The organism is Pseudomonas sp. B424, assembly GCF_055408345.1.
This window is the reverse complement of sequence record NZ_JBUZTL010000019.1, coordinates 83,353-97,506: the sequence shown is the minus strand read 5'-3', so window position 1 is coordinate 97,506 and position 14,154 is coordinate 83,353. Positions and strand designations below refer to the sequence as shown.

Annotated in this window: 12 protein-coding genes; 11 read left to right on the top strand and 1 reads right to left on the bottom strand. The window is 57.8% G+C overall.

The genetic code is table 11. From position 1 onward, the window contains the following. The first annotated feature begins 93 nt into the window (after positions 1-93). The 7 genes from gap (at position 94) to ACZRMS_RS19605 (ending at position 7,320) form a co-directional block, all read left to right on the top strand. Positions 94-1,095, top strand: a complete 1,002-nt coding sequence (gene gap, locus ACZRMS_RS19635; protein WP_463996653.1) for a type I glyceraldehyde-3-phosphate dehydrogenase — start codon at positions 94-96, stop codon at positions 1,093-1,095. A gap of 4 nt (positions 1,096-1,099) precedes the next feature. Continuing rightward, positions 1,100-1,564: a methylglyoxal synthase gene (locus tag ACZRMS_RS19630; RefSeq protein ID WP_048359831.1), complete on the top strand. Its 465-nt coding sequence runs from the start codon at positions 1,100-1,102 to the stop codon at positions 1,562-1,564. Between the two features lie 208 nt (positions 1,565-1,772). Next, positions 1,773-2,291, top strand: coding sequence for an RNA polymerase sigma factor (locus tag ACZRMS_RS19625; protein ID WP_463946163.1), 519 nt, complete (start codon positions 1,773-1,775; stop codon positions 2,289-2,291). Between the two features lie 99 nt (positions 2,292-2,390). After that, the gene (locus ACZRMS_RS19620; protein WP_463996669.1) at positions 2,391-3,296 is read left to right on the top strand and encodes a FecR family protein; all 906 of its coding nucleotides are present in this window, start codon (positions 2,391-2,393) and stop codon (positions 3,294-3,296) included. Between the two features lie 233 nt (positions 3,297-3,529). After that, entirely contained in the window at positions 3,530-6,130 is a 2,601-nt protein-coding gene (locus ACZRMS_RS19615; protein ID WP_463996652.1) for a TonB-dependent receptor, read from the top strand. Positions 6,131-6,242: 112 nt separating this feature from the next. Next, entirely contained in the window at positions 6,243-6,851 is a 609-nt protein-coding gene (locus ACZRMS_RS19610) for a biliverdin-producing heme oxygenase (protein ID WP_463996651.1), read from the top strand. Positions 6,852-6,906: 55 nt separating this feature from the next. Next, positions 6,907-7,320 carry a YbaN family protein gene (locus ACZRMS_RS19605; RefSeq protein ID WP_338580341.1) on the top strand — a complete coding sequence of 138 codons (414 nt, stop codon included), beginning with the start codon at positions 6,907-6,909 and terminating at the stop codon, positions 7,318-7,320. Between the two features lie 43 nt (positions 7,321-7,363). Here the strand turns inward: ACZRMS_RS19605 and arcD (ACZRMS_RS19600) are convergent, their stop codons facing one another. Further along, positions 7,364-8,791: an arginine-ornithine antiporter gene (gene arcD, locus ACZRMS_RS19600; RefSeq protein WP_463996650.1), complete on the bottom strand. Its 1,428-nt coding sequence runs from the start codon at positions 8,789-8,791 to the stop codon at positions 7,364-7,366. 448 nt (positions 8,792-9,239) lie between these two features. Between arcD (ACZRMS_RS19600) and arcD (ACZRMS_RS19595) the strand changes: the two genes are divergently transcribed. The 4 genes from arcD (ACZRMS_RS19595) (at position 9,240) to arcC (ending at position 14,099) form a co-directional block, all read left to right on the top strand. Beyond that, positions 9,240-10,667 carry an arginine-ornithine antiporter gene (gene arcD, locus ACZRMS_RS19595; protein WP_048359838.1) on the top strand — a complete coding sequence of 476 codons (1,428 nt, stop codon included), beginning with the start codon at positions 9,240-9,242 and terminating at the stop codon, positions 10,665-10,667. Between the two features lie 33 nt (positions 10,668-10,700). Then, positions 10,701-11,957, top strand: coding sequence for an arginine deiminase (arcA, locus tag ACZRMS_RS19590; RefSeq protein WP_463996649.1), 1,257 nt, complete (start codon positions 10,701-10,703; stop codon positions 11,955-11,957). A 77-nt stretch (positions 11,958-12,034) separates the two neighbouring features. Beyond that, complete coding sequence (locus ACZRMS_RS19585) at positions 12,035-13,045, top strand: ornithine carbamoyltransferase (RefSeq protein WP_463996648.1); 1,011 nt, start codon at positions 12,035-12,037, stop codon at positions 13,043-13,045. Positions 13,046-13,169: 124 nt separating this feature from the next. Next, positions 13,170-14,099: a carbamate kinase gene (arcC, locus tag ACZRMS_RS19580; RefSeq protein WP_463996647.1), complete on the top strand. Its 930-nt coding sequence runs from the start codon at positions 13,170-13,172 to the stop codon at positions 14,097-14,099. Positions 14,100-14,154 lie beyond the last annotated feature (55 nt).

Here is a 14,154-nt window from a genome sequence, read left to right as displayed (position 1 = left end):
TAAAACAAAATATTGCCACTTAAATGGCTTGTTTTCTATTTTTATGCGAATAATCTTGTAATTCCAACAACAAATCGATGGCAGGCGCTTTCCATGACTCTACGAATCGCAATCAATGGTTTTGGCCGGATCGGCCGTAACGTCCTGCGCGCACTGTATACCCAAGGCTACCGTGAGGACCTGCAGATCGTCGCCATCAACGATCTGGGTGACAGTTCGATCAATGCTCATCTGCTCAAGTACGACACGGTTCACGGCACGTTCGACGCCAATGTCGAGCATGATCAGGAGAGCCTGACCGTCAATGGCGACCGCATCAGCGTCACGGCCATACGCAACCCGGCCGAACTGCCGTGGGCGGCACTGAAAATCGATGTGGTGTTTGAATGCACAGGTTTGTTCACTGATCGCAGTAAAGCTGAAGCGCATATTAGCGCCGGCGCCCGTAAGGTCATTATCTCTGCACCAGGTAAAAATGCCGATGCGACTGTGGTCTATGGCGTTAACCACGACATTCTGCGCCAATCGCACCAGATTATTTCCAATGCATCCTGCACCACCAACTGCCTGGCACCGGTGGCGCAGATCCTGCACCGAGAATTCGGCATTGCAAACGGCCTGATGACCACCATTCATGCCTACACCAATGACCAGAACCTGACCGACGTTTATCACTCGGACCCGTACCGCGCCCGCTCGGCTACCCAGAACATGATCCCGAGCAAAACCGGTGCCGCCGAAGCCGTAGGCCTGGTATTGCCAGAACTGGCCGGCAAGCTGACCGGCATGGCCGTCCGGGTACCGGTGATCAATGTTTCCCTGGTCGACCTGACCATTGAACTCAAGCGCGAAACCACTGCGGCTGAAGTCAATGCGCTGTTCAAGGAAGCCAGCCAACACTCCAGAGTGCTGGGTTACAACACCCTGCCCCTGGTATCGAGCGACTTCAACCACAACCCGCTTTCATCGATCTTCGACGCCAACCACACCAAAGTCAGCGGCAAGCTGTTGAAGGTCCTGGCGTGGTACGACAATGAGTGGGGCTTCTCCAACCGCATGCTCGATAACTGCCTGGCGCTGTGCAACGCGGAGTGACGCGATGATCGGTATCAGCTTCACCACGGCCACCCTGGCGGCGCGCAAGCGCATCGCCCTGGTGGCCCATGATCACTGCAAGGGTTTCTTGCTGGACTGGGCCGAGCGCCACAAAGCGCAACTCAGCCAGCACGACCTGTGCGCCACCGGCACCACCGGCCTGATGCTGAGCAAACGCCTGGGCCTGCCGATCGAAAGCATGATCAGCGGCCCTTTGGGCGGCGATCAGCAGGTGGGCGCACGGATTGCCGAGCAACGGGTCGACATGCTGGTGTTCTTCTGGGACCCGTTCGAGCCCCAGCCCCACGACCCGGACATCAAGGCCCTGCTGCGGGTCGCCGCGGTGTGGAACATCCCGGTGGCGTGCAATGAATGCAGCGCCGACTACATGCTCACCAGCCCGCTGATGAGCCAGCCCCACGAACACCGCATCCCGGATTACAGCGCGTATTTGAAAGGCCGGGTCTGATTTGTTTTTTGCGGGGGCGGGCTTGCTCGCGATGGCACCTGCCCGATCTGCCTGATAGACCGGGTTGCCTGTATCGCGAACAAGCCCGCTCCCACAGAACCAAGCCCGCCTCAAGACAAGGGCGATTACCTGCCTTTTCAAAACATTACTTGACCAACAGCATGGATGATAAGCATTATCATTCGCTCAAAATCGGTCGGGTAGCACTGTGAGTCAGTCCCACTTCAATCAAGTCTTCCTTACCCAGCGTGTCACCTTGCTGCGCACCCTGGAGCGGATGGTCAATAACCACAGCACCGCCGAAGACCTGCTGCAGGAGACCTACTTGCGCGTGACCCGGGCCTTGAGCGAGCGCTCCGTCGAGCACCTTGAACCCTTTGTCTTCCAGACCGCACGCAATCTGGCACTCGACCACCTGCGCTCCCGGCGCATCCAGTCACGCACCGTGGTCGAGGATGTGCCGCTGGACGTCATTGAAGGCGTCGCCTCCACACTCAGTACCCCCGAAGAAGCCCATCAAGCCGCGCAATTACTGGAGCGTTTGAGTGTGAGCCTGAGCCAGTTAAGCGCGCGTCAGCAGCGGATTTTCATCCTCAGCCGCCTGCACGGCTGCAGTTATCAAGAGATCGCCCAAGAGCTGGACGTCTCATTGAGCACGGTTCAAAAGGAACTCAAATTGATCATGGCAATCTGCATCGGGGTAGCCGACAGGCTGAATCGGCCTTAATCTTCACCGCCGATGCCTGCAAAAATGCCCTGAGACTGCCAAGGAACACCCGTGCCGGACACTCACAACTCTGCTCAAGACGTGCTGCAAGACAGCGCAATGGATCAGGCACTGGACTGGCTGATTACCCTTGAGTGCGCGAACGAAGAGCAAAAGTCCGACTTCAATGCCTGGCTCAATGCCGACCCTGCACACGCCCGGGCCTTTGCCAGGGCCAACGCGGTATGGAACGGCGAACCGCTGCAGGCCGCCGCCCAAACCCTGCAGACCCGCCGCACACCCGGCCTGTTACGGCGCATCAGCCGCCACTGGAAGCACCTGGCAACCGCAGCAGTGGTGATTATCAGTGTCGGCAGCTACAGCAACGTGCCGTTGCGCCTGCAAGCCGATCACCTGACCGTGGTCGGCGAGCGTCAGCACCTGCAACTCGAAGACGGTTCCAAAGTACTGCTCAACACCAGTTCGGCGTTCTCCAGCAAAGTGGTCGACGCCCAGAGCAGCGCCCGCCTGTACCAGGGTGAGGCGTATTTTGAGGTCCCGGCCAATCTGGAATTCCCGCTGGTGCTCGATGCCGGCCCCGTGCGCGTGAGCGTGCGCGACACCGACTTCGCCGTGAGTTACCTCAATGGCGAAGCCCAGGTGCGGGTGCAGCGCGGCGATGTGGACTTGCGGGTGAGCAGTGCCGGTACGCAAATGCGCCTGTCTGCCGGCAACAGCGTCAGCATTGGCCCCAACGGCTTCAGCAAGACCGTCAAGCTCAACCCCCAGACCGACCTGGCCTGGGTTCAAGGGCGCCTGGTGTTTGAAAACTGCCCCATGGGCAAAGTGCTGGACGAAGTACGGCGCTACTACCCCGGCTGGATCGTCAACAACAACGAGCAGCTGGCCAACGTGGCCGTAACGGGTAACTACCGCCTCGACCAGCCACTGGACATTGTGCGCTCCCTCGCTCATATCACCTCTAGCAGCATCTCGGAATTCCCGGCGCTGGTCATTCTTAACTGATAAGTGCAGTGCTTTTGTGGGAGCTGGATTGCCTGCGATACAAGCGACGCAGATCTGTCAGGTAAGCCGCGGTGATGCCATTGCGAGCAGGCTAGTTCCCACAACGTTGCAATTAATTGAAATATTTTTACGCGATAGCCTAAGGTCATTCGTCTCGTTGTAGTCAATGCAACTGATTCGCATTTTGAGTCAGCTTCGCAACTATAAGATTCGTTCACCATGGAGCGCTATCAATGCCCACAGGTTTCAACAGCCGGTCTTCATCCAGCGTCCGCCCTCGCGGCTTGCAGCAGTGCACGTTGTCGTTGTTGACCGTTGCCATGCTTTTGGCCGGTGTTCAGGCAGTACCGGCCATGGCCGCAACCGATGCACAGCCGGCCAGCCGCTCCGTGGGCAATTACAAGTTTGCGATCTCCCAGCAACCCCTGGCCTCGGCCCTGAACGATTTCAGTACCGTAACCGGCTGGCAGGTCGGCTTGCCGGCCGAGCTGGCGCAGAATGTTTCCTCGCCGGGTGTACGCGGCTCGCTGTCCCCGGAAAAAGCCCTGGACCGTTTGCTGATCGGTACCAACCTGAGCTACCGCAAACTCGGCACCAACAATATCGTGCTGGAAAAGCGCAGCGGCACCAGCGGTACCCTGGCCCTGCAACAAGTGACCATCAGCGCCACCCGCCAGGAACAGGACGTGAACTCGGTGCCCAGCACCGTCACCGTCCATGACCGCCAGGATATGGACCGCGATAACGTCAATACCATCAAGGACCTGGTGCGCTATGAGCCGGGTGTCTCGGTAGGCGGCGCCGGCCAGCGTGGCGGGATCAGCAACTACAACATCCGCGGCATCGACGGCGACCGGATCCTGACCCAGGTCGACGGCGTTGAAATCCCCAACTCGTTCTTCAACGGGCCTTACGCCAAGACCCAACGCAACTACGTCGACCCGGAAGTGATCAAGCGTGTCGAAATCCTGCGTGGCCCGGCTTCGGTGCTGTACGGCAGTAACGCCATTGGCGGTGCTGTCAGCTACTTCACCCTGGACCCGGATGACATCATCAAGCCGGGCCAGGATGTCGGTGCCCGCCTCAAGGCCGGCTACAGCTCGGCCGATCGCAGCTGGCTGAAGTCCGGCACCGTGGCCGGACGCTCCGGCGAATTCGACGGTTTGCTGCACCTGAGCCAGCGCGACGGGCACGAAACCGAATCCTATGGGGATCACGGCGGCACCGGCCTGTCCCGTACAGCGGCCAACCCTGAAGACGCGAAAACTACCAACGTGCTGGCCAAGGCAGGCTGGAACTACAACGCTGATGATCGTCTTGGCTTCACTTATGAGAAGTACAAGGATCGCCTCGACATTAATGAGAAAAGCGCGGTCGGCGGCCCGTTCGGCAAAGGTGTAGGGCAGAACATGTATCGTTCCCGTGAAGGTAAGGACACCATCAGCCGTGAGCGTTTTGGCCTGGAAAACAGCATGGCGCTCGACACCTTGCTGGCCGACCACTTCAAGTGGAACCTGAACTATCAGATCGCCAAAACTGACCAGAAGACTCTGGAAGACTACTACGTACCGTTCACCCGTAATGTGATGCGCTCGCGCAACACTACCTACGAAGAAAAGACCTGGGTTCTGGATGCCCAGGCGGACAAGGCCTTCAATATTGGCGACACCGACCACCTGCTGACCTACGGCGCCACCGTCAAGCACCAGAAAGTCACCGGTTCGCGCAGCGGTGCGGGCACTTGCCTGGCCGTGGGCGTGAATTGCCCGGCCGTCGGTGCAGACAGCCCGAAAGACTATCTGGTCAAGTCCAGCGACTTCCCGGATCCGACCATCAACACCTACAGCCTGTTCGCCCAGGATCAAATCAGCTGGAACGACTGGACCTTCATGCCCGGCCTGCGTTACGACTACACCAAGCTGACGCCGCATATCACCCAGGAATTTCTGAACACTGTCAAACCGACGGCCCTGGAATCGGTCAGCGACAAGGATAAAGTCTGGCACCGCCTGTCGCCCAAGCTTGGCGTGACCTATGCATTTAACGACAACTACACGTGGTACGGCCAATACGCCGAAGGTTTCCGCACCCCAACTGCCAAGGCGCTGTATGGCCGCTTTGACAATCTTCAGGCTGGCTACTCGGTTGAGCCAAACCCGAACCTGGAACCGGAAAAAAGCAAAAGCTACGAGACCGGCTTGCGCGGCAACTTCGAGGCCGGTTCATTTGACGTCGCAGTTTTTTATAACAAATACCGCGACTTCATCAATGAAGACGCCATCACCCCCGGCTACAACGATCTCAAGTTCCAGGCCAACAACATCAAGCACGCCACCATCAAGGGCGCTGAAGTCAAAGGTCGCTTGAATCTGGACGCCTTCGGCGCACCACAGGGTCTCTACACCCGTGGTTCGGTGGCTTATGCCCACGGTCGCAACAACGACACCGGCCAGCCGATCAACAGCGTCAACCCGCTGACCGCCGTGATGGGCCTGGGCTACGAGCAGCAAAACTACGGTGGCTTGGTGAGTTGGACCCTGGTCAAGAGCAAAGACCAAGTGGATGACACCAGCTTCTTCGCCCCGGATGGCACCAGCAGCCAATTCAAGTCGCCGGGCTATGGCGTGCTCGACCTGACCGGGTTCTACAAAGTCACCAAGGACGTCACCGTCAACGCCGGCTTGTACAACCTGACCGACAAGAAATACTGGAACTGGGATGACGTGCGCGGCTACGACAGCGTGGGTGAAGCCGGTGTGCTCAACCCGGCCAACATGGATCGCCTGACCGCGCCAGGCCGCAACTTCGCGATCAATCTGGTCTGGGATATCTGATCAAAAGGCCCGCTGCGCAGTCCTTTCAAGCTGCGCAGTGAGGATTTTTTACTGTGACGCGTCTTCTAGTTCGTCTAGTTACAAAGCGCATCTCATTCTCAAGGACATTTGCATGACCACTCCAGATTCCGCACCGCGTCCCTCCGAGCGTTCCAAGCGTCTGACCTTGGCCACCCGCCAGACTCACGACACCCTTGGCGAAAAAGTCATGGGCCGCGACCCTTTTGGCAGTCTCGACAACTACACCCATTTCGCAACCGCCCAGTACCTGTTCCTGACCGAGCTGGCAGCGCTGCACACTGACCCGCGTCTGACCCAGCACATCCCCAACCTGCCTGAGCGTTGCCGCGCAGAACAGATCAAGGCTGACCTGCTCGACCTGGGCGTAGAACTGCCTGCACCTGTTACCGGTGCGGTGTCCAACCCGAGCAAAGCCCAGGCGCTGGGTTGGGTGTTTGTGTCCGAAGGCTCGAAACTGGGCGCAGGCGTACTGATCAAGCAAGCCCGCTTGCTGGGCCTGAGCGAAACCCACGGTGCCCGTCACATGGGTGAACCTGCCGAAGGTCGTGGCCGCAACTGGAAGAGCTTTATCGAGATGCTCGACAGCGTCGAACTCACTCCTGAAGAAGATGCAGAACTGGAACAAGCCGCTAATGATGCTTTCAGCCGCTTTACTTACCTGCTGGAACAGACGTACGTGAAACAGCCAGAACTGGCTTAAGCTTGTTGCCCGGCCAGTACTGGCTGACCGGGCGTCCTTTATGCGTCTTGAGCTTATGACCCGCCAAACCCGATCTTCGTCGAAAATCACTCGCATCCTGTTCGGCTTGCTGGCCTACGTGAGCCTTGGCATTGGCCTGATCGCCATTGTGATTCCCGGCCTGCCGACTACCGAATTCATTTTGCTCGCCGCCTGGGCCGCGACCAAAAGCTCCCCGCGCCTGAGTGCCTGGCTCGAAAATCACCGTTTGTTTGGCCCGATCCTGACTAACTGGCGCAACGGCAAAATCATCCAGCGCAAGGCCAAGGTCAGCGCCACCATCAGCATGCTGCTGTGTGCAGGGTTGATGCTGTATGTGCTCGACCACCAATGGCCGGTCTTCCTCGCCATTGCCGGCATGAGCATGGGCAACCTGTGGATCTGGTCACGACCGGAGCGCTTGCCTGTAGCAACCGCAAAACAGCCGTAAATGCAGTGATGAAATCCTGGTTATTGTGGGAGCGGGCTTGCCTCTACAAGGTCAACGCGCCGCTATACAGCGCATACGCCGCCCCCAGTGCAGTCATCAGCACCGCCGCAAAAATCACCTTCTCCCACGGTTTGAACAACACTTCCCCCTGCTCGCGCTTGGCCTTGGCAAAGAAGAACACCCCGGGTGCATACAGCAATGCCGACAGCAACAAGTACTTGGGCCCTGCCGCATACAGCAGCCAGATGGCGTAAGTCAGCGCGACCGCTCCAACCACCAGATCCTTGATCCGCCGACGACTCGCTTGCCTGTAGGTCTCGCCTCTCACGCACAGCAACACCGCATAGGCTGCCGACCAGAGGTAAGGCACCAGGATCATCGACGAGGCAAGGTAAATCAGGCTGGTATAGGTGCCGGACGACACCAGGGTGATGATCAGGAAAATCTGAATCATCGTGTTGGTCAGCCACAGGGCATTGACCGGTACATGGTTGGCGTTTTCCTTTTTCAGGAACGCCGGCATGGTGTTGTCCCGGGCCGTGGCATACAGGATCTCGGCGCACAGCAGCGCCCACGACAACAACGCCCCCAGCAGCGAAATCGCCAGCCCGATACTGATCAGAATCGCGCCCCACTCCCCCACCACATGCTTGAGCACACCGGCCATCGACGGGTTTTGCAGCTTCGCCAGTTCCGGCTGGCTCATGATCCCCAGCGACAGCACGTTCACCAGCACCAGCAAGGCCAGCACCCCGAGAAAACCGATGACCGTGGCCTTGCCCACATCCGAGCGTTTTTCCGCGCGGCCCGAGTAGACACTCGCCCCTTCGATGCCGATAAACACAAACACCGTGACCAGCATCATGTTGCGCACCTGGTCCATCACGCTGCCCAGGCTCGGCGTTTCAGTGCCCCAGAAATCACGGGTGAAAATGTCCGCCTTGAACGCCACGGCGGCCAGCACGATAAACATGACGATCGGCACGATTTTGGCGATCGTGGTCAGCTGGTTGATGAACGCTGCTTCCTTGATCCCGCGCAGCACCAGAAAGTGCACTCCCCACAGCAACAGCGACGCACAACCGATGGCTATCGGCGTATTGCCCTGGCCGAACACAGGGAAAAAATACCCCAGGGTGCTGAACAGCAACACGAAGTAGCCGACGTTACCCATCCAGGCGCTGATCCAGTACCCCCAGGCGGACGAAAAGCCCATGTAGTCTCCGAACCCGGCCTTGGCGTAGGCATACACCCCTGAATCGAGCTCAGGCTTGCGATTGGCCAGGGTCTGGAACACAAAAGCCAGCGCCAGCATCCCCACCGCCGTGACCGCCCAACCGATCAGCACGGCACCGCCCGCAGCATGCTCGGCGATATTTTGCGGCAACGAAAAAATACCGCCGCCAATCATTGAGCCCACCACCAACGCGATCAGGGCGTTGAGCCGAAGCTTCTGTGTCTGTTGCGACATCGCCACCTCTTGCTACTTATTGAAAACTCATGGTTGGCAGGTTACTGCCGTTCACCGACTAAATATATGCAGGGACCATACGTTTAATAGGATCGCGCAATAAGCCTACCTTTGTTCATAACTATATTTTCTATTGAAACCTAAAAAATAGTTCATATGTAGATGACGATTTAATTTCATCGACCTATTCATGAAACATGACGATGACATTTGCAAATCTGAAAATACTGTCTAGGTTCAATCTCCACGACACCGTGGTTAATAACGTATTCAACCCTGAAAACATCTGTGGAGCAGGCTTTCAGGAGGCGTCATAAAAATACGTGATCGCGACCTTCCCCGCTGTAAAAACAATGGAATGTAGTAATGCCCTGATCTATGTCAACTGGCTGAAATACCAATGGATTTACTTTGAAGCCTCACTTCTCCTAGATTGGAGTCACTACAAATGTCTGATACTCCTGGAAAACTTCGACTGGGTGCGTTGGTTGCTCTGGTAGTCGGCTCAATGATTGGCGGCGGCATTTTTTCGCTGCCGCAAAACATGGCCGCAAGTGCCGATGTGGGTGCAATCCTGATCGGTTGGGCAATTACCGCAGTCGGTATGTTGAGCCTCGCTTTTGTGTTCCAGACCCTCGCTAACCGCAAACCTGACCTGGACGGTGGTGTTTACGCTTATGCCAAGGCCGGGTTCGGCGATTACATGGGTTTCTCGTCTGCCTGGGGGTACTGGATCAGTGCCTGGCTGGGTAACGTCGGCTACTTCGTGTTGCTGTTCAGTACCTTGGGTTACTTCTTCCCGATCTTCGGCGAAGGCAATACCCCTGCCGCCATCATCGGCGCCTCAATCCTGCTCTGGGCCGTGCATTTCCTGGTACTGCGCGGGATCAAGGAAGCAGCGTTCATCAACCTGGTAACCACTGTTGCCAAGATCGTGCCGCTGGTCCTGTTTATCCTGATTGCAATCTTCGCGTTCAAACTGGACATCTTCACCAGTGACATCTGGGGCTTGAAAAACCCGGATCTGGGCAGCGTGATGGATCAGGTGCGCAACATGATGCTGGTCACCGTGTGGGTGTTCATCGGTATCGAAGGCGCGAGCATCTTCTCTTCCCGTGCCGAAAAGCGCTCCGACGTAGGTCGGGCCACCGTGATCGGCTTTATCACCGTGCTGCTGTTGCTGGTGCTGGTGAACGTGCTGTCGCTGGGCATCATGACTCAGCCTGAACTGGCAAAATTGCAGAACCCTTCGATGGCGGCCGTGCTTGAGCATGTGGTCGGTCACTGGGGTGCGGTACTGATCAGCGTTGGCTTGATCATCTCGCTGCTGGGTGCCCTGCTGTCCTGGGTGCTGCTGTGTGCCGAAATCATGTTCTCGGCCGCCAAAGACCACACCATGCCGGCCTTCCTGAAAAAGGAAAACGCCAACCATGTACCGGTCAATGCCCTGTGGCTGACCAACGCCATGGTGCAACTGTTCCTGATCATCACCCTGTTCTCGGCCAGTACTTATCTGTCGCTGATCTACCTGGCGACCTCGATGATCCTGGTGCCTTACCTCTGGTCGGCAGCCTACGGCTTCCTGCTGGCGGTGCGCTCCGAGACTTACGAGAACGCCCTGGCTGAACGCAAGAAAGACCTGATCATCGGTGGTGTTGCGTTGATCTACGCGATCTGGCTGATCTATGCCGGCGGCCTCAAGTACCTGCTGCTCTCGGCCCTGCTGTACGCACCTGGTGCGATTCTGTTCGCCAAGGCCAAGCGCGAAAGTGGCCAGCCCGTTTTCACCAACATCGAGAAAGTTATTTTTGCTGCAGTAGTGATCGGCGCCCTGGTGGCGGCCTATGGCCTCTACGACGGCTTCCTGACCCTGTAACAACCTGTTTGTGTACTTTGGAGGATGACTGTAATGACCACGGATAAAGTGAAGTACGGCGTGCATTCCGAAGCCGGAAAGCTGCATAAGGTTATGGTGTGTTCCCCGGGCCTGGCTCACCAGCGCCTGACCCCAAGCAACTGTGATGAACTGCTGTTTGATGACGTGCTGTGGGTCAACCAGGCCAAGCGTGACCACTTCGACTTCGTCACCAAAATGCGCGACCGCGGCATTGATGTGCTGGAAATGCACAACCTGCTGACCGACATCGTCGCCATTCCAGAAGCACTGGACTGGATCCTGGACCACAAAGTGACCCCCAATCAGGTGGGCGTGGGCCTGGTCAACGAAGTCAAATCCTGGATCAAGAGCCTTGAGCCACGCCAGGCGGCCGAATACCTGATCGGCGGCGTGTCGGCAGACGACCTGCCAGACAGCTTCGGTGGCAAGACCATCCAGATGTTCCGGGACTTCCTGGGTCACACCAGTTTTATCCTGCCACCGCTGCCCAACACTCAGTTCACCCGTGACACCACTTGCTGGATCTACGGTGGCGTGACGCTGAACCCGATGTACTGGCCGGCACGTCGCCAGGAAACCCTGCTGACCACCGCGATTTACAAGTTCCACCCCGAGTTCACCAACGCCGACTTCCAGATCTGGTACGGCGACCCGACTGTCGACCACGGCAACGCCAGCCTTGAAGGCGGCGACGTGATGCCAATCGGCAAAGGCGTGGTACTGATCGGCATGGGCGAGCGCACTTCGCGTCAGGCCATCGGCCAACTGGCGCTGAACCTGTTCAAGAACAAAGCTGTAGAACGCATCATCGTAGCCGGCATGCCGCGCTCCCGCGCCGCGATGCACCTGGACACCGTGTTCAGCTTCTGCGACCGCGACCTGGTCACCATCTTCCCTGAAGTGGTGAAACAGATCGTTGCCTTCTCCCTGTATCCGGATGACAAGAAACAAGGCGGCATCGATATACGACGCGAAGAAGGCAGTTTCCTCGAAGTCGTGGCACACGCCCTGGGCCTGAAAAAACTGCGTGTCGTCGAAACCGGCGGCAACTCCTTCGCGGCAGAACGCGAGCAGTGGGATGACGGCAACAACGTGGTGGCGCTGGAACCTGGCGTGGTGATCGGTTACGACCGCAACACCTACACCAACACCCTGCTGCGCAAGGCTGGCGTTGAAGTGATCACCATCAGCGCTTCCGAACTGGGACGCGGCCGTGGCGGCGGTCACTGCATGACCTGCCCGATCATCCGTGACCCGATCGACTATTAATTCACTTAAATGATTGCTTGCGCAGGCCCCCACAAGGGGCGGCGCAAGCCGGTTATCGAAAAACCCAGGAGATCCCCATGGCGTTTAACATGAAAAACCGCAGCTTGCTGAGCCTTGTGCACCACACTCCACGTGAGCTGCACTACCTGCTGGATCTGTCCCGCGATCTCAAGCGCGCCAAGTACACCGGTACTGAAGAGCCGCACTTGAAAGGCAAAAACATTGCGCTGATCTTTGAAAAAACCTCGACCCGCACCCGTTGCGCGTTCGAAGTCGCGGCCCACGACCAGGGCGCCCACGTGACTTACATCGACCCGGTTTCTTCGCAGATCGGTCACAAAGAAAGCATGAAAGACACCGCCCGCGTTCTGGGTCGCATGTTTGACGCCATCGAGTACCGTGGTTTTGAACAAGCCATCGTGGAAGAACTGGCCAAGTACGCTGGCGTACCGGTATTCAACGGCCTGACCGCCGAGTTCCACCCGACGCAAATGATCGCCGACGTGCTCACCATGCGCGAACACAGCGACAAGCCGCTGCACAACATCAGCTACGCGTACCTGGGTGACGCCCGCAACAACATGGGTAACTCGCTGCTGCTGATCGGCGCAAAACTGGGCATGGACGTGCGTATCGCCGCACCGAAAAGCCTGTGGCCGGAAGAGTCGTTTGTTAAGCAGTGCCAGGAATTCGCCAAGGAAAGCGGTGCCAAAATCACCCTGACCGAAGACCCGAAAGCCGCCGTCAAAGGCGTGGACTTTATCCACACCGACGTCTGGGTATCGATGGGCGAGCCGGTTGAAGCCTGGAACGACCGCATCAAACTGCTGCTGCCTTACCAGGTCAACAGCGACATGATCAAGGCCGCAGAAAACCCGCGCGTGAAGTTCATGCACTGTCTGCCTGCGTTCCACAACTGTGAAACCAAGGTCGGCAAGGATGTGGCAGAGCACCATCCAAACCTGAAAAACGGCATTGAAGTGACCGAGGAAGTGTTCGAGTCCCCTGTCAACATTGCCTTTGAGCAGGCCGAGAACCGCATGCACACCATCAAGGCGATCCTGGTAGCAGCACTGGCCGATATCTAAGCCTGGCCCACCGTAGTTATGTGCACGCATAACTACGGTGGGTGGGAGCCTGCTCACGAACGAGCTTCGCGGGCAGGCTCGCTCCCACACAAGGCGCTCCCACACTTCTATAAGGACATTTTCTATGCGTATCGTCGTAGCACTGGGCGGTAACGCCCTCTTGCGTCGCGGTCAGCCAATGACTGCAGAGAACCAGCGCGAAAACATCCAGACCGCGGCCAAACAAATCTCCCGGATCGCCACCGGCAACGAGCTGGTTGTGGCCCACGGCAATGGTCCGCAAGTGGGCCTGCTTTCTCTGCAAGCGGCCGCATACACCGCTGTCAGCCCTTACCCGCTGGACGTACTCGGTGCAGAAACCGAGGGCATGATCGGTTACATGATCGAGCAAGAGCTGGGCAACCTGCTGCCACCGGATGCACCTTTCGCCACCCTGCTGACCCAGGTTGAAGTTGACCCGAAAGATCCCGCATTCCAGAACCCCACCAAGCCGATCGGGCCGGTCTACACCGAAACCGAAGCCAAGAGCCTGGCCGCTGAAAAAGGCTGGAGCATTGCTCCGGACGGCGACAAGTTCCGCCGTGTGGTGGCCAGCCCGAAACCCAAACGCATTTTCGAAATTCGCCCGATCAAATGGCTGCTGGAAAAAGGCACCATCGTGATCTGCGCGGGCGGTGGCGGCATCCCGACCATGTATGGCGAAGACGGCAAGCTCAGAGGCATTGAGGCCGTTATTGACAAGGATCTGTGCTCCTCGCTGCTGGCCGAACAGCTCAACAGTGATCTGCTGGTCATTGCTACAGACGTGAATGCCGCGTTTATCGACTGGGGCAAGCCAACCCAGAAAGGTATTGCCCAGGCTCACCCTGACGAGCTGGAAAAACTCGGTTTCGCTTCGGGCTCAATGGGTCCTAAAGTCGAAGCGGCATGCGAGTTTGCCCGCAAGACCGGCAAGACCGCCGTGATCGGCGCACTGGCGGATATCGAAGCAATCGTTCAAGGTAAGGCCGGTACCCGCGTCAGCACCGAAAAACCGGGTATCACATACTTCTGATCTCCGGGGCAGGCCCCGGGCCTGCCCTTTTCCCATAGCCTCAAGGAGCACCCCT